Source organism: Allopontixanthobacter confluentis, from assembly GCF_009827615.1.
Taxonomy (GTDB): Bacteria; Pseudomonadota; Alphaproteobacteria; order Sphingomonadales; family Sphingomonadaceae; genus Allopontixanthobacter; species Allopontixanthobacter confluentis.
On sequence record NZ_WTYU01000002.1, the window covers coordinates 91,123 to 115,648 of the forward strand.

Consider the following 24,526-nt stretch of genomic DNA (forward strand, 5'->3'; position numbering starts at 1 on the left):
TCAGAAATCGCGCGTCCATCTGACGGCCACACCGCTATCGTCAGGGCCCGCGCTGTAATGTCCCGGGTCCTTGCGATAGAACAGGCTGGCCGCAGCATTGCCGCCCATCAGCGGCCCGCGCCAGGCAATTTCGCCCATCATTTCGCGGCCCTGCGGGGCCAGCGACAAGCGGCGAATGCCGAAACCGGCGGTTTGCGTGCCATAATCATAGGACACCGGCAGGTTCAGATTGAGCCCGCCCCCGCTGACGCGCAATGGCTGTGATAGGCGCAGGCCCAGCGTATCGCCCGGAACAAACAGGGCCGCACGCGTGATGTCGAATGACCAGCCGTTGCTGGCAAAGTCGGATCCACCGGCGACCAGTCCGCTTTGGCGAGCGCGGGTAATGCCCTGGCGGTAGGCAGCGCCAAGGCGCCATTGCGGCGCGAGCGACAGGCTGGCGCTGGCATCGGCAAACATCGTATCTGCCCCTGATGCGCCCAATGCGCGGTGGAAATAGGCGCCCAGAACCGTGTCGCTTTCCGCCATCCAGCCAAGGCCCAGCGCGGCTTCGACTGGCCCGAACCGGCGATCTGCGGACAATGCGAAATTGCGGACGTTGCGGTCTTCCGGCTGCTGCAAGGCAGGCGTTCCGGCGCGCTGGCGCGTCAGCACGGCAGCACCGCTTTCCGCGCTGAGGGTGAGGCCCCAATCTCCCACCTGGCGGCGCAGGGCGAAAGATGCGTCAGCACTTTTTACAAATCCGTTGTCGCCGCTGGCGCTACTGGCAATCATGAATGCCGGGCGTTCCTGCCCCTGCACTTGCGCCACCAGCCCATCAGCGCTTTCGGCAAAAGCGAAGCCGAGCATGGTCGCAGGGTCGATCTGCAATGCCACACGGGCCGCCAGCACACGCGCGGCATCTGCACCCTCCGGCGTCAGGCGCAATTGGCTGACCGCCGAAACGCTGCTCTGTTGCTGGCTTGTATCGCTGATGGTGAAGGCCATGGACAGACCTTTGGTAGATGCTGCCACGCGCCGCCCGCGTGTTTCCACCGCCGCCAGCAGCCGGGGCCGCAGCGATGCGCCGGTCAAGCCCGCGCCCAGATCATAGGCGTAGGCGCGGTCATATTTGTCGGTCATGATGGTTTCAATCCCGACATTCAGCATCGCATCCCCCATGGGCGAGGATGCCTGACCGGTATTGTCTGCCGGGGCCAGCGCGGTTCCGCTGCCGGCCAGCCGCGTGGTTCCCTGCGGGGCAAAGGCACGCGCAATGTCCAGAATGCCGCGGCCATAGGTGGCATCAATGCCTGCGGCCCCCGCATCGCGCGCGGAGGTGAGCAGGATTTCGACAATCTGCCGCCCGCTCAGATTGGGGAATGCCTGCGCCAGCAATGCCACCGCGCCTGCCACTTGCGGCGCGGCAAAGCTGGTGCCGGAAATGACCGTCACAAACCGGTCGCCACTGGCGTCTGTGGTGATGCGTATCTGGCCGTTGTCATAAACGCAGCAGATCTGTTCGCCCCGCGCCGACAGGAACGATACCGCATTATTGCCAGCCCGGTTGCTGAAGGCAGAAAATTCGCCCGCTTCTGTCACTGATCCCACGATGATGACATTGGCCCCGCCCGCCGCCAGCAGGCCACTGGCGAAGGGATCGGGCTGGGCAGGATCGATCCCCGCTTCGGTGGAATCGCCATCATTGCCCGCTGACACCACGATAACCACGCCAGCAGCCGCGGCCCGGCTGATGGCGTCTGTCACCACGCGGCTGGGGTTTCCGCCGCCCAGGCTGAGGTTGATGACTTTGGCGCCCAGGCTGACCGCGCGGTCCACGCCGGTAGCAATATCGCGGTCATCAAACAGGCAGCCATCCAGCGCTTCGGGCGTTTCGGACGCACAGCTGCCCGGTTCATCCGCCCTCAGCGCAAGGATATTGGCGCCATAGGCAATGCCGACAATGCCGGTGTTGTCCCGCGCTGCCGCGGCAATCATGGCCACATTGGTGCCGTGGTCGTCTTCTGCGTTCACGCCGCGATTGCTCGCCACATCGGCCGACCCTGTATGCACGCGGCCGGCAAATTCAGGGCTGTCGATGTCGATCCCTGTATCAATGATGGCGATGGTCGCGCCCGCGCCGGTAATTCCAGCAGTCCATGCGGTTACCGCATTATGGAACCCGGGCCCGTCTGACCGGCGGAATTCCGCCGTATCGAAATTGGTGGGGGGCGGAGTGGGCGTAGGCGTTGGGGCCGGAGTAGTCGTTGGCGTCGGAACAGGGGTCGGGGCCGGAGCGGGATTGGGCGTGCTGATCACATTTCCGCCGCCGGACCCGCCCCCTCCGCCGCAGGCAGACAGACTAACCAGCACGGCAAGCGCGCAGCCAAGGCGCAGCCGCGCCGATACACCATCAATTGCAGCCATATTCCGGACCCTCAGCTTTGACGCGTAGATATAGGAAGCAAAAGGTAACTACTGCCTGAACAAACCCCCACGCACCGCACGGCTCCTTGGGAGTGATGAGGAACCTTGCCCGCAGTGCCATGGGCGGGTAGCAGCTGCAAAACGCCTGACAAGACCAATGCGGAAGCTGCCATCATGACCAACGAACTTGAAACCGCCATCGAAGCTGCATGGGAAAACCGCGCAAATGTCACCCCTGCCAGCAGTGATGTGGCAGCCGTGGTCAATGACGCGCTGGAATTGCTGGACAGCGGCACGGCACGTGTCGCCCAGCCCGATGGCAATGGCGGCTGGCAGGTAAACCAATGGCTGAAAAAAGCGGTGCTGCTGTCATTCCGCCTCAATGACAATGTCATCATGGACCATGGGGCGGCGGGCGCGCCTGCTTTTGACAAGGTGCCATCCAAATTTGCAGGCTGGGGCGAAAACCGTTTTCGCGATGCCGGTTTCCGGGTGGTGCCTGGCGCAGTGGCGCGGCGCGGCAGTTACATTGGCAAGGGCGCGGTGCTGATGCCCAGCTTCGTCAATATCGGCGCCTATGTTGATGAAGGCACCATGGTGGACACCTGGGCCACAATCGGCAGCTGCGCGCAGATTGGCAAAAATGTGCATATTTCGGGCGGTGCCGGCATTGGCGGCGTGTTGGAGCCGCTGCAGGCAGGCCCAGTGGTGATCGAGGATGGCGCCTTTGTAGGCGCCCGTTCCGAAGTGGCCGAGGGCGTCATTGTCGGCCAGGGCGCGGTGCTTTCCATGGGGGTGTTTCTGGGCGCGTCGACCAAGATCATCGACCGGGCGACGGGCGAAATTCACATTGGCCGCGTGCCGCCCTATGCCGTGGTCGTGCCCGGTTCGCTGCCCGGCAAGCCCTTGCCAGACGGCAGCATGGGCCCATCGCTGTATTGCGCGGTTATTGTTAAGACAGTGGACGCGCAGACGCGGGCCAAGACCGGCATCAATGAATTGCTGCGAGACTGATCGCAGGTTGGCCTGGTGGAACATTCTGCCAGCAAGAACGTAAATGCGACATAATCCGGATCGCGATTAATTTAGGGGACCATTCCGATGGAACGGCAAGGCGACGAAGTTCACATAGAAACAGATGAAGTGCGCGGCGGCGAAAGCACCGGCGTAATGCGCTATGTGCTGGGCATCAGCCTGGTGCTGGCAATCGTGCTGCTGTCAGCCATCTGGATGTTCGGCGCTGCATCGCAGGACGATGCGGAAAGCGAAATCACCGCAAGCGGCACCATGGCCGCGCAGGAAGCGGAAAATGACGGCACGGACAGTATTGTCAGCGATGATGCCAAAACGGTTGGCGATGTTGGCAGCAACAATGACGACGGAAATGCGCCGGTCGGCACCATCGAAAACTGATTTTATGACGGCTCGCTGACTGCGGGCAATGGCGTTTCGACAGGGGGCTGACGGCTTTGCGCAGCAGCGTAGGCTTCAGCCCCTTTCAGCACGCGCATGATGTTGCGTGACGCAATTTTTTCAAGATCAGCCTGCGAATATCCGCGCCGCGCCAGTTCGGTGAATAATGCGGGGTAAGATGCCACGTCCTCCATCCCGACCGGCACAATATCCATCCCGTCATAATCCCCGCCGATGCCGATATGGTCCATGCCTGCCATGGTGCGGATATGGTCGATATGGTCCGCCATATCCGCAATGGTCGCTTGCGGCTGCGGATTGCTTGCCAGCCAGGCAGTGATGTTCGTTTCAACCATGTCCGGTTGCCCCAGAAACAATGCCTTCAACCGTGCGCTTTCGGCAGCCAGCCTGCTTTGCCATTGGCGCAAATCCTCGTCCACAAACGGGGCGTAGCCCACCACCATCACCACGCCGCCATTATCCGGCAGACGGCGCAGCACGCTGTCCGGCACATTACGCGCGTGCCCGTTTACGCCGCGCGCGCCGGAATGGCTGAAAATGACAGGCGCAGCGGCCACATCCAGCGTATCATGCATGGTTTTTTCGCTCACATGGCTCAAGTCCACCAGCATCCCCAGCCGGTTCATTTCGCGCACCACATCGCGGCCAAACGGCGTCAGCCCGCCATGCGCCGGGACATCGGTTGCGCTGTCCGCCCAAGGCGTGTTTTTGGAATGGGTCAGCGTCATGTAACGTGCGCCCAGCCCGTACATCTGGCGCAGGACTGCCAGGCTTGAACCAATCGAGTGCCCCCCCTCCATTCCCAGAAGAGATGCAATTCTGCCTTTGGCCATTGCCGCTTCCACTTGGGCAGAACTGCGCGCCAGCATCAGATCGTCAGGATAGCGGGCAATCAGCCGGTCCATTACATCAATCTGTTCAAGCGTCGCCTGGACAGCCTCCGCTTCGGGCAGACCCGCAGACACGTAGACCGACCAGAATTGCGCGCCGACCCTCCCTTTGCGCAATCGCACAAGATCAGTGTGCATTGCCGCGTGATCGGGCGTTTGGGTGGCGATGCCGCTGGTATCGCGGAAATCGAAATCATCGATCATGTTGCGATATCGTATGCGTAATTGTTCGGGCACGTCATTATGCCCGTCCCACACTGGCGTTGCGGCCAATGCCGCCTGCGCCACCCTGTCCGCACGCTCCGCGTCTGTTGCCTTGGAGGCAGTCTGCGGTGCTGGTTCCACGTTCTGGGACAGGGCAGGCGCTGCCAGCAAAGCCATGAGCAGAAATGCAGCTGTATTTTTCATATCGGACACTCTGCTGTAAGGTGGCGCGGGCAGGACGGATCAATCGAGTGCTATTGGTAACCGTCTTCAGTGCAGCAACAAGGAAATAAGTGCATGATGCAGGCAATGTGGAATGGGCAGGTCATCGCCCGGTCCGATGCGACCGTGGTGGTTGAAGGTAATCATTATTTCCCCGCTACCGCAGTTGATATGGATTTCCTTCGCCCCAGTGACACGGCCACTGTCTGCCCGTGGAAAGGTACAGCGCAATATTACTCGCTGGAAGTGGGCGGTGAAACCAACCGCGATGCCGCGTGGTATTATGCTGAACCCAAGGATGCAGCGGCACAAATTCGCGGGCACATCGCTTTCTGGAAAGGGGTAGAGGTTACGCAGGCGTGACCGCAGGGCAAACATTGGCCCTCAGGCGGGAAGGCCGGGCACATGGCTGGCTCCAAAGGCATACTTTATGATCCGCACGGTCACAAGAACAGTGCTCGCGGTGATTTATGCCATTGCCGGATATCTGCATATCTATGCGCCAGATGCGTTTTTGAAGATCACGCCGGCATGGGTCATGTGGCCCGACGCGGTGGTCTTCTGGACCGGAGTGGCAGAGCTTGTGGGGGCTGCAGGATTGGTCCAGCCCTGGTCGCTGCGCCTCAGGCGCGCGGCGGCCATCGGCCTTGCTTTATATGCGCTGTGTGTGTGGCCAGCCAATATCAACCATTTCGCGATGGACATGGCACGCGCCGATAGCGGGCTTGGTCTTGGCTATCATGTGCCACGGATGATCGCACAGCCGGTGATCATCTGGCTTGCCCTGTGGGCGGGCGGAGTAACCGGGTGGCCATTCCGCCCGCGCAGCAGGTGAAGGGCAGCATCACACCGCCCCCCTTTTGATTATCAGGTGAGGTGCTTGGACACAGCAGCCGTCATCTTGAACATGGAAATCTGTTCTTTGCCGATAACGGCGCCCAACTTGTCATCAGGGTTGATCTGGCGCTTGTCCTTGGCATCCTGAAGATCGTTCGCCTTGATATATTCCCATACTTTCGAGGTTACCTGAGCGCGTGTCAGCGGGCCTTTGCCGATGACATTTTCGAGCTCCGGTGAAACCGTGACGGGTTTTTGCAATGCGTTGTTCTTGCCAGCCATTATTTAGGTCCTTCCTTGTTTGGTAATATCAGCCTGCCATCGCTCCCGTTTCCGGGCCGTGCGCTATCAGGCGTCTTCGTCGTCTTCATCCCACGCGTCATCATCGTCCTCATCCCGGGCGTAGGTCCCGGTAAGCACGGCAGTGCCGATGACATGCCCTTGCATGGCAGCCACCAGTTCCTTTCGCCCGGCGCCCGGCATCAATGTCAGCGGCAGGTCGAGAGCGAAAATCTGGAACACGTAATCATGAGCATCATCGCCCAGCGGCGGGTCAGGCAGCAACCATTCGGAATTCTTCCGGGCATTCTTGCCCACGCGCGGGGGCGCTTCGCCTTCCAGCAATTTGCCCTTTTGCGGGGCCAGCCCCCATACCAGCCAGTGGCACAATGGCTCGCCGCCCGACATGGCATCGGCATCTTCGACAATGATGGCCAGTTCCTGCGTGCCGGCAGGCGGCGCGTTCCATTCCAGCGGCGGCGCAACGGCATCTTCTTCCTGCGCTGTAAAGCATGGGTCCAGTTCGGCACCATTGGCAAATGCAGGGCTGGTCAGGGCAAATCCGGAACGGCCGAGATCACGTTCACTGGCAAGCTGCGCCACAGTCAGCTTGCCATGTCCTGCGCGGACATTTTTGAGCGCGGCAGCAAGCCATGCAGGGACGTGTTCGGGCATTTGAGGCATTCTCCTTACTTATCCACACACTAGGCCCATCAAAGCAACCCGGCGACCCTCGGAGACCCAAAAAACTAGGGTTTTCCACCACAGAGGCCCCGATTTACGCATAATCTGGCGCTTCCTTCATCCGTAAACCATCAAAATTGGTGGAAGTTTCCGACAAAGCCTTGCCCGGCACAATTTACAGCGGCATCTTCCCACGGCAGACAGGCGATGAAATACTGCAGGTCGGGTAGCGGAGAAAGCATATGGGTCTCAGGCAGATAGCGCGCACTTCCATCAGCCTTCTGGTCGCTGGATCGCTGGCCGCGTGCGGCGGCGGCGGCGGTAAAAGCAGCTCCGGCCCCATATCCGGCGGCGGCGGCGGGGTAACGCCCACACCCACGCCCACCACGTCACAATGTTCGCTGGCAAACCGGCAGCAATTTGTCGTTGATGTGCTCAACGAATGGTATCTCTTCCCCGAACTGCTCGACCTTTCGGTAAACAGGTCCAATTACACCCAGCTGCAGGATTATATCGATGCCCTGGTTGCCCCGGCACGGGCGCAATCGAAGGATCGCTTTTTCACCTACATCACCTCGATCAAGGAAGAAAACGCCTTCTTCAATTCAGGCTCCAGCGCAGGTTTCGGCTTCCGCTTGGGTTATGACACCAGCGCCAACCGCGTGTTTATCATCGAGGCGTTTGAGCAAGGCCCCGCATTGGCGCTGGGCTTTGATCGCGGGGTTGAACTTCTGGCGGTTGGGGTCAACGCAGGCACATTGCAGGATATTTCCGCCCTGATGGCGTCAGGCGGACCGGAGGCCGTGATCAACGCCCTTGGGCCTTCCACGCCGGGCGTGAGCCGCGTTTTCCGCATTCGCGACAATTCGGGCATTGTTCGCGAAGTCAGCGTGACCAAGGCGGATTATTCGCTGGATCCTGTATCGAACCGATATGGCGCCAAGGTGCTGAATGATGGTGGCAAGCTGGTTGGCTATGTCAATCTGCGGACATTCATCGACACAGCCGAACCTGATCTGCGCGCTGCATTCGCAGATTTCAGGGCCAAGGGCGTAACCGAAGTCATCGTGGATTTCCGCTATAATGGCGGCGGGCTGGTCCGCATTGCAGAATTGATGGGCGATCTGATGGGCCGCGACAAGGTTGGCCAGGTGTTCAGTTACACCACCCTGCGCCCGTCCAAGGCGAGCGAGAACACGACCGATCTGTTCGGAACCCAGCCGGAAGCAATCGCGCCCACCAAAATCGCCTTCATCGGCAGGGGCGGCACAGCCTCGGCCAGCGAACTGGTGGCCAATGCCTTCATTCCCTATCTTGGCTCCAATATGGCACTGGTCGGGACCAACACATTTGGCAAGCCGGTGGGCCAGTATGGGTTTGATCTTGCCGCCTGCGATGACCGCCTGCGCGCCGTGGTATTCAAGACCGAAAACGCCGATCGTCAGGGTGAATATTACACCGGCCTTGCATCGGTCGTGCCGCAGACCTGCAGCGCGAATGATGACATCAGCGCGCAATTGGGCGATCCTGCCGAGGCATCGGTGGCATCAGCGCTGACCTATCTGCGCGGCGGGGTCTGCACGCCCATTACGGCCACTGCGGGCAAGCAGGGCGCACAGGCCGTAACCCCGCGCCGGGAGATTCTGCAGCCCAAGGCTCCCTCACCCGCACAGCGCGAAGTGCCCGGTCTTTTCTGATACCGGGCCGTATCTGATTACGGGCCTATTTTGGGTTAGGGATAATCGGCCGCACGCCAGATTTGCTCTGCAAGGCCATCCTGGCCTTGGGCGAGAGCGCAAAAGTTGGGTGCTGAAACGCCGGCGCTAAAAAGCTGGCGCTGAAATGCTGTCGCTGAAAAGCTGGGCGCTAAATGAATTCGCGGTAAGTTGGCTCCAGCGCGGGATACCGCGCCGGATGCAGTCTTATTCAGCCAATTCTGCAGCAGCGGCACGCTCTTCAGCGGCCTGGGCTTCTGCTTCGCGCCGTTCAGCGCGCGCCTTATCGGCAATTTTGCGTTCGCGATCGGTTTCGCGGGCACGGTCGGCCATATCACGCCATGCGGATTCGGACCGAAGTGCGCGTTCACGCACATTTTCAAGAGTCGCTTCCTTGGCTTCCTTCGCGGCAGCTTCGGCACGTTCCTGATAAAATTCGAAAGACTGGCTCATCGGTACTTTCCCGGCAGGTGGCAGTTCAAGGGGTAGGCAAAGGTGGTGGGGCCGCAGCGCAATGCCGCAGCCCCAGACCTGTCAAAACCGATTAGGCGTTCGTCAGGTTGACCGCAGAGGTCTTGCCGTTACGACCTGTTTCCAGTTCGTAATTTACGCGCTGTTCTTTATCCAGCGTCTGCATTCCAGCAGCGTGAACAGCAGTGATGTGCACGAATGCGTCATCGCCGCCATCTTCAGGCTGAATGAAGCCGAAGCCCTTGTCGGTATTGAAGAACTTGACTGTTCCAGTAGGCATAGTGGTTTCCCTTCGAGAAACGTAGTGTGCCCGCACGCAGAATTGCGGGGCGGGAGTGCTTATGGTCGTTTCGAAAAAGGAAGTCGTCGCTGTTGGCCCGATGTTTAAACCGGGCCGGTATCGTCGAAGTCCGTCGTGTATTCGACGTCAGCACGGAGTATGTAGCACGCCTTTGCCCAAAACCATAATTTTAAAAGATTCGCGCCTCTTGCCCTGCTTTGAAAGGGCGCGCCATTTGTCGTGACAGAGATTTCATTTACCTTGCCGGTGCTGGACAAAAGGATGAATGACATGGTTGCAAAAACGCATGGTAAAATAACCGGCGGCTGCCTGTGTGGGGCGGTTTCGGTTACCCTTGCCGAGCCGAAATCTGTGGCTGAGATTTGCCATTGCACCATGTGCCGGCAGTGGGGCGGCGGTCCATTCATGGGCGTAAGCAGCTGTTCTTACGCGATAAATGGGCATGGCTTTGTGACGGTCTATCAGTCCTCATCATGGGCAGAGCGTGCGTTTTGTTCCATTTGCGGCAGCAACCTCTATTTCCGATTTTTGCCATCTGATCATTACAGTTTCTGTGCTGGGCTGTTCCCGTTTGACGCTGGGGTCCAGATGGGCAAACAGATATTCATTGATGAGAAGCCGGATTTTTACGACTTCAGCCAAGAGACGGATAAACAGACTGGCGCGCAGGTGATTGCAGAAGCGATCGCGGCCGGTTTCACCTTTACGAAAAGCGAAAACGAATCATGAGCAATGCCGCCGACGATGATTATGTCTATGACGAAGCGACCGGCGAATGGCTGCCAGCCAGCGAAGCGGCAAAGACAGGGGCGGACACTGGCGATGATGCCATTGTCGTGCGCGATGCGGTGGGCAATGTGCTGGCAGACGGGGATCAGGTGACACTGATCAAGGATCTGACGGTGAAAGGCGCCGGCCAGACACTGAAGCAGGGCACCGTGATCAAATCGATCCGCCTGACGGGCGACGAACAGGAAATCGACTGCCGCTACCCCGGCATAAAGGGGCTGGTGCTGCGGGCGGAATTTGTCCGCAAACGCTAGGTCAGAATTTTTTTAAATGCGGGCGGGACTGCAATATCGCTGCCCCGCCCTTGCACTGTAGCAAATTTTGCCAATGCCTGCCGGTACACCGGCAGTCAGCAAAATTTACCGGGTCACGCTGGCATGACAAGCGTGTCGATCACGTGGATAACGCCGTTTGATGCGGCCACGTCAGTCGCAGTCACGGTGGACTTGCCGCCTGCTGCATCGGTCAGGACGACCTTGCCGGCTTCCACTGCCGCAGTCAGCTTGCCGCCGGCAACCGTGGTCAGTTCAGCCTTGCCGCCATTGTCTTCGATCATCTTGGTCAGGGATGCGGCATCCACATTGCCGGACACCACGTGGTAAGTCAGGATGCCGGCCAGCTTTTCCTTGTTTTCCGGCTTGGTCAGTTCGGCAACCGTGCCTTCAGGCAATTTGGCAAAGGCGGCTTCTGTAGGCGCAAATACGGTAAACGGGCCAGCGCCCGACAGGGTCGTGCCCAGATCGGCCGCGGTCACTGCTGCCACCAGCGTGGCAAAGTCAGGATTGCCGCTGGCCACATCCACGATGGTGCCGGCTTCATTGGTCATCGTATCAGCCATGGCAGTTTCGTCGGCCTGGGTATTTTCAACAGGGGCAGGTTCGGAACAGGCCGCCAGCGATATTGCAGCAACAGATGCGAATGCGAGTGAAGAATATTTCATGGTAAGTCCCTTGGATCAAAATTATGTCGAGCGCAGAAAACCGGTCCTGCAGGTAAAGATACGCAACTGGCCGCCTTGCGGATGCACTGGCGCATTCTGTTTCTGCCGCTCTGTTTCTACGGGTGTGCTTTTATCGCAGATAATCGTACAAGGCTGCTGCTACCCTGCGCGCTGCATGGCTGGCTCTGCCTGTCAGAAATGGCTGTAAAGCTGCTTGACCCGGCGCGGCACACTGCCATGCTGGCCTGCATATGCCCCCACAATCACCCCCCACCCCCTCAGGCGCTATCGCTATTCTGGTCGATGCTGATGCGTGTCCTGTAAAGGATGAAATTTACCGCGTGGCCCAGCGCCGCCAGATACCGGTATGGATTGTCAGCAACAGTTTTTTCCGCGTTCCCGACAGCCAGCTTGTCACCCGCATCACGGTATCGGACGCATTTGATGCCGCTGACGACTGGATTGCCGAAGCCGCCAATCCGCGCAGCGTGGTCATCACTTCGGATATTCTGCTGGCCGACCGTGCGCTGAAGGCGGGTGCCAGCGTGCTGGCCCCCACCGGCAAGCCCTTCACCCCGGCATCCATCGGCGGCGCCATTGCCACGCGGGCGATCATGGCAGATCTGCGCGCCGGCTGGGATATCATCGGCGGCCCACCCCCGTTCAGCAAGGCTGACCGGTCCCAATTCCTTCAGGCGCTGGATCTGGCGCTGGTAAAACTGGCGCGCATGCCATGATGTGAACGGCTGTGCGGCTGGGTTGAACGGGCGACACTTATTGACCGCCAGCTTGACCGCCAGCGCCGCGCAGGACATCAACCAGGACGATGTATCTGCAACTTCTTGTATCCACGGTGATGGTGCTCTCGACAGTGGCTTTCCACGGCACGGGGCTGACGGTGCTGCGGCGGATGCTGCGCGAGGAAGCACAGGAAGAACGCGCCCAGCATGTTCCTGAACTCTCCTTCCGCACGCTGTCGGTAACGCTAACCCTGGTGATCGGCCTGTTCGTGCTGCACGGAATGGAAATCTGGCTTTACGCGTTTCTATTTCACTGGATCGGTGCTGTTCCCGATCTTGAGACTGCGGTGTATTTTTCGACGATCAGTTATGCCGGGATTGGGTATGATGACCGCTATATTTCAGAAACATGGCGGCTGGTCAGCGCGATCGAAGGGATAAACGGCTTGCTGCTGCTTGGCTGGTCCACGGCCTTTTTTGTGACCATGGCTTCACGTTTGGCCCGTAAATAGCAGCTACGCTCCATGGAACAGCCTGCACTGCGGCGCATTGTCAGGGTGAACACATTTTACCCAAGGACAATATCCCATGAAAATTCTGATGGTTCTCACATCGCATGACGAACTCGGCGATACCGGTGAAAAAACCGGCTTCTGGCTGGAGGAATTTGCCGCGCCCTATTATGTTTTCAAGGATGCAGGTGCCGATATAACGCTGGCATCGCCTGCTGGCGGCCAGCCGCCGCTTGACCCCAAAAGCGACGCGCCTGACGCGCAGACGGATGCCACGAAACGCTTCAAGGATGATGTAGAGAGCCAGAAGGCACTGGCCAGCACGCACAAGCTGGATGGCATCACCGTGACGGATTATGACGCGGTCTTTTACCCCGGCGGCCACGGCCCGATGTGGGATCTGGCGGAAAGCAAAACCTCCATCGCCCTTATTGAAGGCGCCATCGCCGCTGACAAACCTGTCGCGCTGGTGTGCCATGCACCGGCAGCCTTGCGCCATGTGAAGGCAGCCGATGGCTCGCCGCTGGTCAAGGGGCGGAAGGTTACAGGCTTTTCCAACAACGAGGAAAAGGCAGTCGGCCTGACCGACGTGGTGCCGTTCCTGCTGGAAGACATGCTGGCCGAAAAAGGCGGCACCTATTCCAAGGGTGAAGACTGGTCATCCTATGTGCTGGAAGATGGCCTGCTGATTACCGGCCAGAACCCCGGCTCATCCGAAGAAGCCGCCGAAAAGCTGCTGGCGCGCGTCAAGTAAGACCAGTTGAAAATATGCGCGGCGGCAAGTGGCGAGAACAATCTGGCCACTTGCCGCCATCGCCTTAACTATTCGGGCGGTTTTTTGGCGGTAATCTTGATTTCCACCAATCCGGCCGGTTCATAAAGGCTGGAAATGCCCAGCGCAGTCCAGGCCGGAAACGGGGCCTTGATATAGCGGTTTTTCACTTCCACAAATTCATCCAGCTGCCCGCCAAGATCCATGTGGAACGTGTTGAATTCCACCACATCCTCCCACCCTGCACCTGCGCGTGCCAGGGTGATGGCCAATCGGTCGAACGCGCGGGTGAAAGCAGGCGCCATGGTCGTCTCGCCTTCCTGCGGCACCGCGACCACGCCTGACAGATAGATCATCCCATCCACGATAACCGCGTCGGAAAATCCCACGGCCGTCTGGAATTCCAGCGCTGCGGCATCGTCCGGCATGATGGTATGCCTGCCTTCCTGAGCGCTGCTTGCATTTGGCAGTGCTACCAGCCACCCGGCCAGAAGGGCTGGCACCAGATTGCGATATTTCCTCCGCGCCAGACCAATCATGCGGCGGCGTTGGCGGCAGTTGCCCCACCCCGTGAAAGCACGCCCAGCACCAGTGCCACCAGCAGCAATGCCGGGACATCGCCCAGCAAATGGCCGGTGTGCATTGGATCGCCCATGGCTTGCACCGCCATGATCAGGGCATGGACCACGCTGGACCAGATGGTGAACTGGATCAGCGACCTGTGCGCTGACGGATTGCCTGCCGCCCGGATCAGGAAAATGCCCAGCGTTGCGTAAACGCCCACGATCATCATGTAATATTGGGACACATAGGGCGCGCCTTCGTGCCACTTCCATCCTGCGGGCCACACCAGCCCAAGTGGATAGATCAGGCAGAAAATTGCGCCGAATACCAACAGCGCGACTTGCAGATAGCTATATTTGCCAAGCATGATTGAACCCTCCCCCTAAGGAGCGACCCGGTCAGGTTCATACTCCTCTATTGGCAGGCGTGCAAATCACGGCGGCAGCAATCAGGGCTGGGCATCGCCGCTAAAGGGCTGGCTATCAGTCCAGCCGCAGCCCCGGCGGGTTTCATCCGCGATCCGCAGGGTTACCACAAAAGGATATTCGCGGTCGGACATGCCATCCCCGCAACTGCCCGGTGTTATGGCCATGTTGAACGGCGCACCGTCCAGCGTGCCTGTAAAACCAAGCCCACCATTACCGGCAAAACGGTCCACCAGAAAGGCCGTGCCTTCGGGGTTTTCCGGGGTGGAATAGGTCAGCATCGCGCCGGCGATTGTGCCGCCCCAAAACGGTTCTGTTCCGGCAAAATGCACCGTGTCACCTTCTGCAATCCCGTCATAGGCAGCAGTCGCCGCGCCGCCGCCCGGCACATTGGCCGAAGATCCGGCATCCTGCTGGCACGCTGCCAAAAAAGCCATGGCAGCGCCAAGGCCCGCATAGCGCAAGAAGGAGCCGGCACGCATGGTCAGGTGGTCTTCTTGGCTTTATGGGCAGCAATCTTTTCATCGATTGCGGCAATCCGCTCGCGTTCCGGCGTGTCTTTCGCCAGCCCTTTCAGGCGGCAGGTGGCCCATAGCGCCTTGCGCTCGGATTCCAGGTTCTTGAGATAGAGGTCTGCCATGTGATGTCCTGTTGATTGGCCCTGCCCTATAGGGCCAGTTGACGCTGTGCGATAGAAGGTATGGCTCGTCAGCCTGCTCCTTCACCCTCGCCCGTCACTCTGGCCCGTCACTCTGGCCCGTCACCCTGATCAGGCATGGTCGGAAATACAGGCGCTGCGCCTGTTTCCACCCAATGCTGCTTGCTCTTGCCCCAGATGTGCATGGCAGGGGCAAAGCCTGCGGTATCATCCAAGGTGCCGCTTTTCACAAACACCATGCCCGGCGCATTATCCACCAGGCTGAACAGCGGCGATCCGCAATTGCCGCAGAACTGGCGAATTACCGCGCCGCCGCTGTCGCCAGTGTCGGCATAGGTGCTGGGCGCGCCGTGAATGGTGATATTGCCTTCCGGCACGCCGATGATGGTGGAAAAGGCGCTGCCCGACTGTTTCTGGCAATGGGTGCAATGGCACACGATGGACATGGCCGGATCGCCAGTGATTTCATAGCGGATTGCCCCGCATAGGCAGCCGCCTTCGCTTGAATGTGTCATTGCACGCTCTCCTCAACAGGGCGGCTGGTTGCTAGCAGGAATCAGCCGTCCATCATCACCCTATCCCGGCGATACTTGCCCGCATCGGCCTGTTTGGCAAGGCAGGTGCCATTGCAGCGCCCTGCCCTATTGCACTCATTGTCATTTGCATTTCGGTAATTGCCGTGCATTATCAGACAGTCATGCCGCCCGAAATTATCGCCCTGATTGACAAGCCCTGGCTCCTCGCCGCTGTTCTGGCGGTGGGCGCAATTTGCCGAATGGCGGTGGAGCGGGTGGCTGAAAACATGAAACGGGCCGAACGCCGCGCCTATTGGAAAGGCCGCAATTCAAAGCCGAAAGGGGACAGGAAAGTCGTCCCCATCAAACCTGTAAAGCCAGAACCGACCGATATTGCCGCCGACCAGTTGCGCCACGTAATGCGCGCTCAGTTCACCGCCCGCCCGCTATTGAACAAGGGCGAGCAACGCCTGCTGACCGTGCTGGACAAGGCGCTGGCCGAAGAAAGCCCCGGCTGGCGCGCCATGGGGCAAGTGTCTCTCGGCGAAATCCTCGCCAGCCCCGACAAGGATGCCTATTTCGCGGTCAATTCAAAACGGGTGGATTTGCTGATCGTGGATGCGCTGTGCAAGCCCCTCCACGCGGTCGAGTTTCAGGGCAAAGGCCACCACACCGGCGAAAACACCGCCGCCCGCGACGCCGTAAAACGCGAAGCCCTCCGCCGCGCCGGCATCGGCTACGTCGAAGTCGTCAGCGGCGATACGCCTGCTGAGGTTCGCGAGATGGTGCGGAAGTTGGTGGGGCGGGTTGGGGTTTAAAAAAGCGAAACAGGCGTTGTTTCGGTGCCCCTCTTCTGACAAAATAAAAACCCAAAACCCTGCCAAAGTTGATCGCAAGATCAATGGACTGACGTTAATCCCATCTCCTTTGCTACCATTGAAACTGCACTATCCTCGTCACCTCGGAATATAGGCATAGGGAGGCGGCGGTTCTGTGCGCGTTGGAATTTCTTTCGGCTTATGCCCTTCATTTCAGCGTCTTCGATGACGCCAATAACTTTAAAATCGGAACGATTTTGAATCTGCATTTCTTGCCAAGCCAGAAGGGCCTCGTTCAGTTTGTCATTGGAGTTGATGAGATAGATAGCCGCTGGGTAGCGGCCTAATTCCGCTTTGGGCCGAAAAACCAAATCGGGCGGGAATTCAGAAAAATCTCGAGTGACCGGCCCCTCCTCATCCACGATTATGAAGTCTTCCAAGCGCTCTCTCGACTGCGATAAAAAATCTTCCCGAAAAGTTGACCGAACATTTTCACGACTCAGCAATTCAAGATCACGAACCCGCACAAGCGAGGATAAGAAAGGTACAATTTGGGAGGAAAGCCTACTTTTTTCAACAGTTTCCGATCTGATTTCAAACGTTTCCTGATCCCAATGCGCACCACCTTCAGCCAAAATCCCATCGAGAAGAGTGGACCTTATCCCATCCATGATTGGAACATCGCGCGCGATTAGACCAGCCAAATAGTCGCCATCGTCTTCCAAACGCCAGCCATCATTGGTCTCGACCGCATAGAACGAAATCCGATCTCCCGACGCGTCGGAAAAAGCCGTTGAGATGGCAAGGCCAGAAGGGACATTCCGAACGGTAATTTCTTCGCAAAATGACCGACATAGAAGACTAGAAAGTTCCGAAGAGTTCAAGGTTTCCTCCTTCCGGATCATCATCTCTCATGCGAAAAAATTTCTTCATCGCCGTCCAAAATGATATTTCAGTCCAAGCGTTTTCACGTCTGTGGCGGTTGCCTAAAGGCGGAAACCTATCAAGGCCATCCATTCCGACAGCGCCGATTTCGATACCACTACGTTTGCAGTGGCTATGAACATGCAATCCAGGATGACTATCATGATGCTCAAAACGAGCGACGACGGAAGGGCCATTAGGCGCATTTAATATCAAAACAGCTTTCCAGTTTCCTCGCCCCGAATTTACTTGGGCAACTGCCGTGAAGTCGCCGAATGGGCTGGTCGCGTGCGCTGCTCGCCAATGCCAGCCGCCCCTTATAGGTCGCGTCTTGGAATTGATTGGGCACCACCTAGGCGGCATGTCCTTGTCCGACCACTTCGAAGTGGTAGTGATGACCTTCGTCTCGGTAATTAATTTTCGTACACGCATAGACGATATCGCTCCCCGCTTCGCGTATGCCTGACGGATGATTGAAGACAAACAAGTTTTGTAACCTTGGCCCCTTCGCGTCCACAATCAGCACGACACATTCCCCCCTATCCCCCCGCTCCCACATCGTGCATCCTCCCCGCATGACCAAACCCCACACTCTCCTCGCCCCAACCTTTCCCGTCCGCACTACACTGCTGCCCTTGCTGCTAGCCGCAACGCTGGCGGGGTGTGTCAGCACGCAGTCTTCCGCTCCGGCTCCGCCAACACTCTCCCAGCAGGAGGCGTTTTTCGAGGCGCTCGCGGCGCATTGCGGGAAGGCTTATGCGGGCGCGCTGGTGTCCGATCAGTCGGCGGATGCGGATATGCGCGGGCGGCCCATGGTGATGCATGTGCGCGAATGCAGCGAAACGCGGATCGCGGTGCCGTTCCATGTCGGGAACGCCGATGGCAGCTGGGACCGCTCGCGCACCTGGCTGGTTACGCGCGGCGAAACCGGACTGCGGCTGAAGCACGATCATCGGCATGAAGACGGCACGGCGGACGCGGTGACATTCTATGGCGGGGACACGGCAGCCCAAGGCACCGCGCAGGCGCAGGAATTTCCGGTCGATGCGGAAAGCATCGCGATGTTCCGGGCGAACGATCTGACCGCTTCCGTCACCAACGTCTGGCGGGTGGAAGTGGACCCGGCGGGCGCGGCGGACGGGCAATTCGCTTATCAGTTGCAGCGGCCCGGACGCCTGTTCCGCGTGGAATTCGACCTTACCCGCCCGGTGGCCCTGCCCCCCGCGCCGTGGGGTCACGAATAGCGGTCAACACCGCGCCGTGTACGGAGTAGATCAGGCGGCGTGTACCCGATCCACCGCTACCATGTAATTATGGCCGAAGCTTTCCGCGCATTGGGGACAGGTGGTGTAGAAGACGTAGCTTTCATCCGCCGCCGCGCCCTGCGCCTCCAGTTCCTTCGCGAAGTCGGCGAGCCGGGCCGGGGCTTCCTCGTATGGCGCGTCGAACACGCGGGTGCGAAAATCGCCCGACAGGCGGACCATTTCCTCGCCCTTCACCGGGCCGGTAGCGGCGAACAAATGCTCGGTCTGGTCGGCAGACAGATCGCGGGACAGGACCAGCGGGTGCTTTTCGTCGAGCGCGCCGTCTTCCGCCATGCCGTCATACACGCGGCCGAACACCTCGGTCATGTCCAGCGGCACATGATTTTCGCTGCGGGTGGTGGCGCGCACGAACAGCTTGTTGTCAAAATGCAGTAATTGCTCGTCCCACCCTTCCGGATTGAAGCGTGGGCAGCACCCGGTGGGATTATCGGCCGGATCGATGGCGGGCGTGGAATTCGTTTCCATGCGCTGGAATATGCGCGCGGCGGGGGCGGCGACGCCATACGGAATGGTCCGTAAAACGCCGCTTCGCCATCGCGCAATGCCCGATCATCTCACCCCCGGGAAAGCCGCTTCCGGTTCGCCCGCACCCGCTTGCGATACGGCAGTAACGCCGCGCTGGCGGCGGCGGCAGGGGTCATTGTGGCCGTCAACGGCAACCGGGTGGCGGCTTCAATGTTGGCGGCGATTTTCTCGGTTACCATTTTTTCCGCTTCCCGCGTGGCCGCGGCGCCGCCGGTCATCATGGCCAGCGTGCGCATCTGGATCACGGCGGCGGATTCCATGTAGAGGCTGCCAGCCTGACCCATGAACCGCGCCCATTCGACGTAGGAACTGCCGAAGGCGCTTTTGCGGCGGCTCACTTGGCCTCCTCTGCCGGAAGATACAGATTGTCGCCCTTGTCGTGGTACACTTTGGACATTTCGCGCATGCCTTCCTCGGCTGCGGCCTTGCTGGCAGCGGCCGTGTCTGCGCCCCATTTTTCTGCCGCCAGGAAGCCATCGGCGGTCTGGTTCTGCTTGGCGGCAAAGTCCCGCACTTCCTGGCTGATCTGCATCGAGCAGAATTTCGGTCCGCACATAGAACAGAAATGCGCTGTTTTCGCGCCTTCGGCGGGCAGGGTCTGGTCGTGATATTCCTCTGCCGTATCAGGGTCGAGTGACAGGTTGAACTGGTCGCGCCAGCGGAATTCGAAACGGGCGCGGGACAGGGCATCATCCCGCATCTGCGCGGCGGGGTGCCCCTTGGCCAGATCAGCCGCGTGGGCCGCCAGCTTGTAAGTAACCACGCCCACTTTCACATCGTCCCGGTCAGGCAGGCCCAGATGTTCCTTGGGCGTGACGTAGCAAAGCATGGCCGTGCCATACCAGCCGATCTGCGCTGCGCCGATACCGCTGGTGATATGGTCATACCCCGGCGCAATATCGGTCACGAGGGGCCCCAATGTATAGAAAGGCGCTTCGCCGCAGACCTGCAGCTGCTTTTCCATATTCTCCTTGATCTTGTGCATGGGCACATGGCCCGGCCCTTCGATCATCACCTGCACATCGGATTTCCATGCGCGGTGGGTCAGTTCGCCCAGGGTGTACAGCTCGGCAAATTGGGCCTCGTCATTGGCATCCGCAATGCTGCCGGGGCGCAGGCCATCACCCAGGCTGTAGGCAATGTCATAGGCCTTCATGATCTCGGTGATTTCGTCGAACTTCTCGTACAGGAAGCTTTCCTTGTGATGCGCCAGGCACCATTTCGCCATGATGGAACCGCCGCGGCTGACAATGCCCGTCACCCGCTTGGCCGCCATCGGCACATAGGGCAGGCGCACCCCTGCGTGGATGGTGAAATAATCCACGCCCTGTTCCGCCTGTTCGATCAGCGTGTCGCGGAAAATGTCCCACGTCAGGTCTTCCGCCACGCCGCCGACCTTTTCCAGCGCCTGATAGATGGGCACGGTGCCGATCGGCACAGGGCTGTTGCGGATGATCCATTCGCGCGTGTCATGAATGTTGCGACCGGTGGAAAGATCCATCACCGTATCCGCGCCCCAGCGGATGGACCAGACCATCTTGTCCACTTCGGATGCAACGTCGGATGCCACCGCGCTATTGCCGATATTGGCGTTGATCTTGACCAGGAAATTGCGCCCGATGGCCATCGGTTCACATTCCGGGTGGTTGACGTTGGACGGGATGATGGCGCGCCCGCGTGCCACTTCGTCACGAACAAATTCAGGGGTGACGTTGAGCGGAATGGACGCACCCCAGCTTTCGCCGCCGCTCGATGCCTCGCGCGCGATGGCGCGGCCCAGGTTTTCACGCGCGGCGACATATTCCATTTCCGGCGTGATGATGCCGCGGCGGGCATAGTGCATTTGGCTAAGGTTCGCGCCGGCCTTGGCGCGCAGCGGACGGCGCAGCGCGGTGGGAAATGGCGGGACACCGCCGGACCGGTCAGGGCCGAGCTGGCCGTTATCTTCCGGCTTCACATCGCGGGGGGCATATTCCTCAACATCGCCGCGATCCAACTGCCACTGGCGGCGCAGCGGGGCAAGGCCGGCCTGAATGTCAATTTGCACATCAGGATCGGTGTAGGGGCCGGATGTGTCATAAACGCGCAGCGGTGGTTCGCCGCTGGAAGGTTCCAGATCAATCTCGCGCATGGCGACATTATATGGGCCGACATGAACCTTGCGGCTGCCCCTGATGGGCCCCGTGGTCACGCCTATTTCAAGCTTTGAATTGATGTCGGCCATGCGCGCATTCTCCAGCAGGCGGAAAAAAGGCGGATGCCCCGGATCACATCTGGATCACCGGCCCGCTCCCTCCGCCGATGTTAGTCGGTTCAGGTTCAACGGGTCGGACGGCGTTACCCGTCCCTCTCAGCCTTGCCAGATTCGGCAACGTGGCTCCCCGGGGATGGCGATGGGATTAGACTAATGCGCCAGCCGGGGCAATGTGCACATGGATTTGATTTGGCACTATCGCCGTTTTTGCGGTTAGACATTGGCCGTGTTGGAGTAGATTTACGGGAGAGAGTAAAATGCCGTTCCGGATGACAGAAATGGTGGGCTGCGAATTTCCGCTATTTGCATTTTCGCATTGCCGCGATGTGGTCGCAGCCGCCAGCCGGGCAGGCGGTTTCGGCGTGCTGGGCGCGGTCAGCTATACGCCGGAACAGCTGGAACACGAACTGGCCTGGATTGACGATAATGTGGACGGCAAACCCTATGGCATCGATGTGCTGATCCCGGAAACACAGGCGGTGGGGCGAACGGTCAGCGGCGATGAAATAATCGCCCAAATACCGCCGCAATACCGGGATTTCACCCGCGCTATCCTGCGCGATGCAGGGATCGGCGCCGATGAAGGCGCACCGCATGGCGGATCGCAGGCGCCCAATACGTCGCTGGGTCAGGAACTGCTCGAAGTCAGCTTCAACCATCCAGTGCGCCTCATCGCCAATGCGCTGGGCACTGCGCCGCCGGAAATGATCGCGGCGGGCAAGAAGCACGGCATCCCCGTGGCCGCATTGGTGGGAGCAAGGGAACACGCCCTGAAACAGGTGGCGGCAGGGGTGGATATTATCGTGGCGCAGGGCAGCGAGGGCGGCGGCCATTGCGGCGAAGTGGCCACGGTGGTGCTGGTGCCCGAAGTGATCGCCGCGATTGAACAGGCGGGCGCGGACATACCTGTCCTTGCGGCAGGCGGCATCATGACCGGCAGGCAGATGGCAGGGATGATGGCCATGGGCGCTGCGGGCGCATGGTGCGGTTCTGTCTGGCTGGCATCACCCGAGGCGGAAACCAGCGAAGTGTTCCGCCAGAAAATGGTCGAGGCCGGTTCGCGCGATACCATCCGGTCAAAACACCGGACCGGAAAATACAGCCGGCAGCTGCGGACCAGCTGGCATGACAGGTGGGAAAAAGCGGGCCTGGCCGCCCTGCCCATGCCGCTGATGAGCCTGCTGGTCGAACCTGTCTTGCGCACGATTGATCAGGCTGCCGTCGGCGGAAACGCGGCCGCGCAGGACCTTGCAACCTATTGGGTTGGCCAGGGGCTGGGACTGGTCAATGACCAGCGCGGCACCGCCACCATCGTGCAGGATTTCAAGCAGGATTTCGTGGCCGCGTTCGAAAATCTGGCGGCCAATCTGGACTGATACGCAACCGCTTCCCCGCAACCTGTTTGACGCGGTTGCGGGGAACACTGGCTTTCGAGCAGACTTATTTCTGGCTACCAATCCAATCGTCGATTTTCTTTTCAAGGACTGGCAGCGGCAATGCGCCGGTGCCCAGAACCTGGTCGTGGAAATCGCGGATGTCGAATTTCGCACCGAGCGCGGTTTCTGCTTTCTGGCGCAGCCGCTGAATGGTCAGCGCGCCCACCTTATAGGCCAACGCCTGCGATGGAATGGCAATGTAGCGTTCCACCTCGGCTGTGGCATCGGTTTTGCCCATCGGCGAATTGTCGAGCATGTACTGGATCGACCGGTCGCGCGTCCAACCCTTGGAATGGAGGCCGGTATCCACCACCAGACGCATGGCGCGCAGCATTTCATCGCTCAATGTGCCCATCCGCTGATACGGGTCCTTGAACAGACCCATAGGGTAGCCCAGCGTTTCCGAATAGAGCGCCCAGCCTTCGACATAGGCCGTGTTCCCGCCAAAGCGCATGAAAGCCGGCAATGCCTCGTTTTCCTGCGCCAGGCTGATCTGGAAATGATGGCCCGGCGCGCCTTCATGCAGATACAGCGTGGTGTTGCCCATCAGGTTGCGGCTGGGCAAATCATAGGCATTGAAATAAAACGTGCCGGGGCGCGAGCCATCAGGCGTGCCGGACTGGTAGGAACCTCCCGCCTCGAATTTCTCTCGGAATTCCTCATAGGGTTTGATTTCCAGCGGAGCCTTGGGCAGCACCTTGAAATATTCCGGTGTTTTCTGCGCCACGATCTTGCCGATGCGGTAATAATCCTGCGTCAGCGCGTCGCGGCTTTCGGGCTGCAATTTCGGGTCTGCCCGCAGCGCATCGAAGAACTGTGCCAGCGTGCCGTCAAAGCCCACTTCGGCCTTCACCGCTTCCATGTCGCTGGTAATGCGCGAGACTTCCGAGAGGCCGAGATTGTGCAGGTAATCTGCCGTCAGCGGCAGGGTTGTCGTGCCTTCGATCAGGTGCTGATACAAGGCCGGCCCGCCCTTCATCTGCGCAAGGCCCACGCTGCTGCGCGCAACCGGCAGATATTCATCGCGCAGAAAATCACGCAGACGGCGGTTGCCAGCGTAAATCTCGCCCAGAGCGACGCGATATTCACTGGTCAGGCGGGTCTTGTCAGCTTCCGAAAAATCAGCCGGCATCATGGTGATCGGGCCCCAGAAGGGGGATTGTTCTAGCGGCAGGTCAATCTGCGTGGTCAACTGTTCAATCACATTGCTGATGGTGAGCTGTGTTTCCAGCACGCCAGACGCCATCCCTTCACGGAAACGGCCAATCGCCCGGTCGCCCAGGGCGACATATTCGGCATGGCGTTTCAGATTGTTTTCGTAATCCGTCACCGTCTTGAACGGTGCTGCGCTCTGCCCGCTGGCAAAGGTGGGATAGAACGTATGAAATCCGCTGAAATGGTTGATTGGCCGGACATCATTTACCGCCAGAATTTCGGGCGTCAGGCCTTTGATCTGTTCTTCCTGATTATACTGGAACACATCATAGGCAATCTTGTCAGTCGCGTTCAACGCAACGCGGTCAATGGATTTCAGTGACGCCAGATTGGCCTTTGCAGCGCTGCGTTCGGCATCATTATAGGCATCGGTCATATAATCGCCCAACCGGTCAGCATAGCGCTGATCACCGCGGAACAGGGCATTGAGCGGGTTGCGCTTGAGGCTGGCTTCATCATCGGCTGCGAAAATGGCAAACAGCCGGTCATGCGCGGCCTGAGACGATATTGCCACCGCAGTCGGGCTGGCTGCAACAGATGGCGCTGTGCTTTCCATGCCCGCCTGACCAGCGGCGCAGGCCCCCAGCGACAGTGCAGCAGTGGCAAGCAGAATATGACGCAGTGCGGTCATGGCGAATCCCCTTTTTTCGTTTTGATATCGTTGTTCTGAA

Annotated in this window: 31 protein-coding genes; 13 read left to right on the forward strand and 18 right to left on the reverse strand. The window is 59.5% G+C overall.

Annotation, left to right across the window (positions count from 1 at the left end; all coding sequences use genetic code 11):
- Positions 1 to 2,406, reverse strand: coding sequence for a S8 family peptidase (locus GRI44_RS08760; protein WP_160601449.1), 2,406 nt, complete (start codon positions 2,404 to 2,406; stop codon positions 1 to 3).
- Between the two features lie 174 nt (positions 2,407 to 2,580).
- Between GRI44_RS08760 and dapD the strand changes: the two genes are divergently transcribed.
- Both dapD and GRI44_RS13885 read left to right on the forward strand, forming a co-directional pair.
- Entirely contained in the window at positions 2,581 to 3,420 is an 840-nt protein-coding gene (gene dapD / locus GRI44_RS08765; protein WP_160601450.1) for a 2,3,4,5-tetrahydropyridine-2,6-dicarboxylate N-succinyltransferase, read from the forward strand.
- An 87-nt stretch (positions 3,421 to 3,507) separates the two neighbouring features.
- Entirely contained in the window at positions 3,508 to 3,819 is a 312-nt protein-coding gene (locus tag GRI44_RS13885) for a hypothetical protein (RefSeq protein ID WP_202386288.1), read from the forward strand.
- A gap of 2 nt (positions 3,820 to 3,821) precedes the next feature.
- Here the strand turns inward: GRI44_RS13885 and GRI44_RS08775 are convergent, their stop codons facing one another.
- Positions 3,822 to 5,138, reverse strand: a complete 1,317-nt coding sequence (locus GRI44_RS08775; protein ID WP_160601451.1) for a dipeptidase — start codon at positions 5,136 to 5,138, stop codon at positions 3,822 to 3,824.
- A gap of 93 nt (positions 5,139 to 5,231) precedes the next feature.
- Here GRI44_RS08775 and GRI44_RS08780 point away from each other — a divergent pair, with 93 nt between their 5' ends.
- Together GRI44_RS08780 and GRI44_RS08785 are read left to right on the forward strand one after the other, a co-directional pair.
- Complete coding sequence (locus GRI44_RS08780) at positions 5,232 to 5,519, forward strand: DUF427 domain-containing protein (RefSeq protein ID WP_160601452.1); 288 nt, start codon at positions 5,232 to 5,234, stop codon at positions 5,517 to 5,519.
- A 67-nt stretch (positions 5,520 to 5,586) separates the two neighbouring features.
- Positions 5,587 to 5,991 (forward strand): DoxX family protein, encoded by a 405-nt coding sequence (locus tag GRI44_RS08785; RefSeq protein WP_160601453.1) that lies wholly within the window; start codon positions 5,587 to 5,589, stop codon positions 5,989 to 5,991.
- A 32-nt stretch (positions 5,992 to 6,023) separates the two neighbouring features.
- Here GRI44_RS08785 and GRI44_RS08790 read toward each other — a convergent pair whose 3' ends face one another.
- Positions 6,024 to 6,275: an SWIB/MDM2 domain-containing protein gene (locus tag GRI44_RS08790; protein ID WP_160601454.1), complete on the reverse strand. Its 252-nt coding sequence runs from the start codon at positions 6,273 to 6,275 to the stop codon at positions 6,024 to 6,026.
- Positions 6,276 to 6,341: 66 nt separating this feature from the next.
- The gene (locus GRI44_RS08795) at positions 6,342 to 6,947 is read right to left on the reverse strand and encodes a YbhB/YbcL family Raf kinase inhibitor-like protein (protein ID WP_160601455.1); all 606 of its coding nucleotides are present in this window, start codon (positions 6,945 to 6,947) and stop codon (positions 6,342 to 6,344) included.
- Positions 6,948 to 7,198: 251 nt separating this feature from the next.
- Between GRI44_RS08795 and GRI44_RS08800 the strand changes: the two genes are divergently transcribed.
- Positions 7,199 to 8,653 (forward strand): S41 family peptidase, encoded by a 1,455-nt coding sequence (locus tag GRI44_RS08800; RefSeq protein ID WP_160601456.1) that lies wholly within the window; start codon positions 7,199 to 7,201, stop codon positions 8,651 to 8,653.
- A 225-nt stretch (positions 8,654 to 8,878) separates the two neighbouring features.
- Here the strand turns inward: GRI44_RS08800 and GRI44_RS08805 are convergent, their stop codons facing one another.
- Together GRI44_RS08805 and GRI44_RS08810 are read right to left on the reverse strand one after the other, a co-directional pair.
- Positions 8,879 to 9,124, reverse strand: a complete 246-nt coding sequence (locus GRI44_RS08805) for a hypothetical protein (RefSeq protein ID WP_160601457.1) — start codon at positions 9,122 to 9,124, stop codon at positions 8,879 to 8,881.
- A 91-nt stretch (positions 9,125 to 9,215) separates the two neighbouring features.
- Positions 9,216 to 9,422: a cold-shock protein gene (locus GRI44_RS08810; protein WP_160601458.1), complete on the reverse strand. Its 207-nt coding sequence runs from the start codon at positions 9,420 to 9,422 to the stop codon at positions 9,216 to 9,218.
- A gap of 240 nt (positions 9,423 to 9,662) precedes the next feature.
- Between GRI44_RS08810 and GRI44_RS08815 the strand changes: the two genes are divergently transcribed.
- Positions 9,663 to 10,172 carry a GFA family protein gene (locus GRI44_RS08815; protein WP_332872393.1) on the forward strand — a complete coding sequence of 170 codons (510 nt, stop codon included), beginning with the start codon at positions 9,663 to 9,665 and terminating at the stop codon, positions 10,170 to 10,172.
- On the forward strand, positions 10,169 to 10,486 hold the full coding sequence (locus tag GRI44_RS08820; protein ID WP_160601459.1) for an alkylphosphonate utilization protein: 318 nt from the start codon (positions 10,169 to 10,171) through the stop codon (positions 10,484 to 10,486). The genes GRI44_RS08815 and GRI44_RS08820 overlap by 4 nt, the downstream gene beginning before the upstream one ends.
- A gap of 113 nt (positions 10,487 to 10,599) precedes the next feature.
- Here the strand turns inward: GRI44_RS08820 and GRI44_RS08825 are convergent, their stop codons facing one another.
- Complete coding sequence (locus GRI44_RS08825; RefSeq protein WP_160601460.1) at positions 10,600 to 11,172, reverse strand: fasciclin domain-containing protein; 573 nt, start codon at positions 11,170 to 11,172, stop codon at positions 10,600 to 10,602.
- A 251-nt stretch (positions 11,173 to 11,423) separates the two neighbouring features.
- Between GRI44_RS08825 and GRI44_RS08830 the strand changes: the two genes are divergently transcribed.
- The 3 genes from GRI44_RS08830 to GRI44_RS08840 all read left to right on the forward strand — a co-directional run bounded on the left by GRI44_RS08830 (position 11,424) and on the right by GRI44_RS08840 (position 13,178).
- Positions 11,424 to 11,909, forward strand: coding sequence for a YaiI/YqxD family protein (locus GRI44_RS08830; RefSeq protein WP_160601461.1), 486 nt, complete (start codon positions 11,424 to 11,426; stop codon positions 11,907 to 11,909).
- Between the two features lie 89 nt (positions 11,910 to 11,998).
- Complete coding sequence (locus GRI44_RS08835) at positions 11,999 to 12,424, forward strand: ion channel (RefSeq protein WP_160601462.1); 426 nt, start codon at positions 11,999 to 12,001, stop codon at positions 12,422 to 12,424.
- A gap of 76 nt (positions 12,425 to 12,500) precedes the next feature.
- Positions 12,501 to 13,178, forward strand: a complete 678-nt coding sequence (locus GRI44_RS08840; protein ID WP_160601463.1) for a type 1 glutamine amidotransferase domain-containing protein — start codon at positions 12,501 to 12,503, stop codon at positions 13,176 to 13,178.
- Positions 13,179 to 13,246: 68 nt separating this feature from the next.
- Here GRI44_RS08840 and GRI44_RS08845 read toward each other — a convergent pair whose 3' ends face one another.
- The 5 genes from GRI44_RS08845 to GRI44_RS08860 form a co-directional block, all read right to left on the reverse strand.
- Positions 13,247 to 13,735, reverse strand: a complete 489-nt coding sequence (locus GRI44_RS08845; protein ID WP_160601464.1) for a Rid family hydrolase — start codon at positions 13,733 to 13,735, stop codon at positions 13,247 to 13,249.
- Positions 13,732 to 14,127 carry a DUF6632 domain-containing protein gene (locus tag GRI44_RS08850; protein WP_160601465.1) on the reverse strand — a complete coding sequence of 132 codons (396 nt, stop codon included), beginning with the start codon at positions 14,125 to 14,127 and terminating at the stop codon, positions 13,732 to 13,734. Before GRI44_RS08850 ends, GRI44_RS08845 begins: the two co-directional genes overlap by 4 nt.
- Before the next feature lie 81 nt (positions 14,128 to 14,208).
- Positions 14,209 to 14,622, reverse strand: coding sequence for a COG3650 family protein (locus GRI44_RS08855; RefSeq protein ID WP_232843089.1), 414 nt, complete (start codon positions 14,620 to 14,622; stop codon positions 14,209 to 14,211).
- Positions 14,623 to 14,669: 47 nt separating this feature from the next.
- On the reverse strand, positions 14,670 to 14,825 hold the full coding sequence (locus GRI44_RS13890) for a hypothetical protein (protein WP_202386290.1): 156 nt from the start codon (positions 14,823 to 14,825) through the stop codon (positions 14,670 to 14,672).
- Between the two features lie 107 nt (positions 14,826 to 14,932).
- Positions 14,933 to 15,358 carry a GFA family protein gene (locus GRI44_RS08860; protein ID WP_160601467.1) on the reverse strand — a complete coding sequence of 142 codons (426 nt, stop codon included), beginning with the start codon at positions 15,356 to 15,358 and terminating at the stop codon, positions 14,933 to 14,935.
- A gap of 164 nt (positions 15,359 to 15,522) precedes the next feature.
- Here GRI44_RS08860 and GRI44_RS08865 point away from each other — a divergent pair, with 164 nt between their 5' ends.
- Positions 15,523 to 16,176, forward strand: coding sequence for a DUF2726 domain-containing protein (locus GRI44_RS08865; protein ID WP_332872394.1), 654 nt, complete (start codon positions 15,523 to 15,525; stop codon positions 16,174 to 16,176).
- Between the two features lie 80 nt (positions 16,177 to 16,256).
- Here GRI44_RS08865 and GRI44_RS08870 read toward each other — a convergent pair whose 3' ends face one another.
- Both GRI44_RS08870 and GRI44_RS08875 read right to left on the reverse strand, forming a co-directional pair.
- Complete coding sequence (locus GRI44_RS08870; protein ID WP_160601468.1) at positions 16,257 to 17,060, reverse strand: DUF1828 domain-containing protein; 804 nt, start codon at positions 17,058 to 17,060, stop codon at positions 16,257 to 16,259.
- Positions 17,038 to 17,532 (reverse strand): hypothetical protein, encoded by a 495-nt coding sequence (locus tag GRI44_RS08875; protein WP_160601469.1) that lies wholly within the window; start codon positions 17,530 to 17,532, stop codon positions 17,038 to 17,040. Before GRI44_RS08875 ends, GRI44_RS08870 begins: the two co-directional genes overlap by 23 nt.
- 143 nt (positions 17,533 to 17,675) lie before the next feature.
- Here GRI44_RS08875 and GRI44_RS08880 point away from each other — a divergent pair, with 143 nt between their 5' ends.
- Positions 17,676 to 18,344, forward strand: coding sequence for a hypothetical protein (locus GRI44_RS08880; protein WP_160601470.1), 669 nt, complete (start codon positions 17,676 to 17,678; stop codon positions 18,342 to 18,344).
- 30 nt (positions 18,345 to 18,374) lie between these two features.
- On the opposite strand, the gene GRI44_RS08885 is transcribed toward GRI44_RS08880, so the two are convergent.
- The 3 genes from GRI44_RS08885 to thiC form a co-directional block, all read right to left on the reverse strand.
- On the reverse strand, positions 18,375 to 18,890 hold the full coding sequence (locus tag GRI44_RS08885) for a hydrolase (protein WP_160601471.1): 516 nt from the start codon (positions 18,888 to 18,890) through the stop codon (positions 18,375 to 18,377).
- Positions 18,891 to 18,979: 89 nt separating this feature from the next.
- Positions 18,980 to 19,288: a hypothetical protein gene (locus tag GRI44_RS08890; protein ID WP_332872395.1), complete on the reverse strand. Its 309-nt coding sequence runs from the start codon at positions 19,286 to 19,288 to the stop codon at positions 18,980 to 18,982.
- Positions 19,285 to 21,174, reverse strand: a complete 1,890-nt coding sequence (gene thiC / locus GRI44_RS08895; RefSeq protein ID WP_160601472.1) for a phosphomethylpyrimidine synthase ThiC — start codon at positions 21,172 to 21,174, stop codon at positions 19,285 to 19,287. Before thiC ends, GRI44_RS08890 begins: the two co-directional genes overlap by 4 nt.
- A 287-nt stretch (positions 21,175 to 21,461) precedes the next feature.
- Here thiC and GRI44_RS08900 point away from each other — a divergent pair, with 287 nt between their 5' ends.
- Positions 21,462 to 22,580 (forward strand): NAD(P)H-dependent flavin oxidoreductase, encoded by a 1,119-nt coding sequence (locus GRI44_RS08900; protein WP_160601473.1) that lies wholly within the window; start codon positions 21,462 to 21,464, stop codon positions 22,578 to 22,580.
- 64 nt (positions 22,581 to 22,644) lie between these two features.
- Here GRI44_RS08900 and GRI44_RS08905 read toward each other — a convergent pair whose 3' ends face one another.
- Entirely contained in the window at positions 22,645 to 24,486 is a 1,842-nt protein-coding gene (locus tag GRI44_RS08905) for a DUF885 domain-containing protein (protein WP_160601474.1), read from the reverse strand.
- Positions 24,487 to 24,526 lie beyond the last annotated feature (40 nt).

Bases quoted from the DNA above. Each gene is read 5' to 3' on its own strand.
- GRI44_RS08760 (WP_160601449.1), bottom strand. From the start codon at position 2,406: ATGGCTGCAATTGATGGTGTATCGGCGCGGCTGCGCCTTGGCTGCGCG.
- dapD (WP_160601450.1), top strand. From the start codon at position 2,581: ATGACCAACGAACTTGAAACCGCCATCGAAGCTGCATGGGAAAACCGC.
- GRI44_RS13885 (WP_202386288.1), top strand. From the start codon at position 3,508: ATGGAACGGCAAGGCGACGAAGTTCACATAGAAACAGATGAAGTGCGC.
- GRI44_RS08775 (WP_160601451.1), bottom strand. From the start codon at position 5,138: ATGAAAAATACAGCTGCATTTCTGCTCATGGCTTTGCTGGCAGCGCCT.
- GRI44_RS08780 (WP_160601452.1), top strand. From the start codon at position 5,232: ATGATGCAGGCAATGTGGAATGGGCAGGTCATCGCCCGGTCCGATGCG.
- GRI44_RS08785 (WP_160601453.1), top strand. From the start codon at position 5,587: ATGATCCGCACGGTCACAAGAACAGTGCTCGCGGTGATTTATGCCATT.
- GRI44_RS08790 (WP_160601454.1), bottom strand. From the start codon at position 6,275: ATGGCTGGCAAGAACAACGCATTGCAAAAACCCGTCACGGTTTCACCG.
- GRI44_RS08795 (WP_160601455.1), bottom strand. From the start codon at position 6,947: ATGCCCGAACACGTCCCTGCATGGCTTGCTGCCGCGCTCAAAAATGTC.
- GRI44_RS08800 (WP_160601456.1), top strand. From the start codon at position 7,199: ATGGGTCTCAGGCAGATAGCGCGCACTTCCATCAGCCTTCTGGTCGCT.
- GRI44_RS08805 (WP_160601457.1), bottom strand. From the start codon at position 9,124: ATGAGCCAGTCTTTCGAATTTTATCAGGAACGTGCCGAAGCTGCCGCG.
- GRI44_RS08810 (WP_160601458.1), bottom strand. From the start codon at position 9,422: ATGCCTACTGGAACAGTCAAGTTCTTCAATACCGACAAGGGCTTCGGC.
- GRI44_RS08820 (WP_160601459.1), top strand. From the start codon at position 10,169: ATGAGCAATGCCGCCGACGATGATTATGTCTATGACGAAGCGACCGGC.
- GRI44_RS08825 (WP_160601460.1), bottom strand. From the start codon at position 11,172: ATGAAATATTCTTCACTCGCATTCGCATCTGTTGCTGCAATATCGCTG.
- GRI44_RS08830 (WP_160601461.1), top strand. From the start codon at position 11,424: ATGCCCCCACAATCACCCCCCACCCCCTCAGGCGCTATCGCTATTCTG.
- GRI44_RS08835 (WP_160601462.1), top strand. From the start codon at position 11,999: ATGTATCTGCAACTTCTTGTATCCACGGTGATGGTGCTCTCGACAGTG.
- GRI44_RS08840 (WP_160601463.1), top strand. From the start codon at position 12,501: ATGAAAATTCTGATGGTTCTCACATCGCATGACGAACTCGGCGATACC.
- GRI44_RS08845 (WP_160601464.1), bottom strand. From the start codon at position 13,735: ATGATTGGTCTGGCGCGGAGGAAATATCGCAATCTGGTGCCAGCCCTT.
- GRI44_RS08850 (WP_160601465.1), bottom strand. From the start codon at position 14,127: ATGCTTGGCAAATATAGCTATCTGCAAGTCGCGCTGTTGGTATTCGGC.
- GRI44_RS08855 (WP_232843089.1), bottom strand. From the start codon at position 14,622: ATGGCTTTTTTGGCAGCGTGCCAGCAGGATGCCGGATCTTCGGCCAAT.
- GRI44_RS13890 (WP_202386290.1), bottom strand. From the start codon at position 14,825: ATGGCAGACCTCTATCTCAAGAACCTGGAATCCGAGCGCAAGGCGCTA.
- GRI44_RS08860 (WP_160601467.1), bottom strand. From the start codon at position 15,358: ATGACACATTCAAGCGAAGGCGGCTGCCTATGCGGGGCAATCCGCTAT.
- GRI44_RS08875 (WP_160601469.1), bottom strand. From the start codon at position 17,532: ATGCGTGTACGAAAATTAATTACCGAGACGAAGGTCATCACTACCACT.
- GRI44_RS08880 (WP_160601470.1), top strand. From the start codon at position 17,676: ATGACCAAACCCCACACTCTCCTCGCCCCAACCTTTCCCGTCCGCACT.
- GRI44_RS08885 (WP_160601471.1), bottom strand. From the start codon at position 18,890: ATGGAAACGAATTCCACGCCCGCCATCGATCCGGCCGATAATCCCACC.
- thiC (WP_160601472.1), bottom strand. From the start codon at position 21,174: ATGGCCGACATCAATTCAAAGCTTGAAATAGGCGTGACCACGGGGCCC.
- GRI44_RS08900 (WP_160601473.1), top strand. From the start codon at position 21,462: ATGCCGTTCCGGATGACAGAAATGGTGGGCTGCGAATTTCCGCTATTT.
- GRI44_RS08905 (WP_160601474.1), bottom strand. From the start codon at position 24,486: ATGACCGCACTGCGTCATATTCTGCTTGCCACTGCTGCACTGTCGCTG.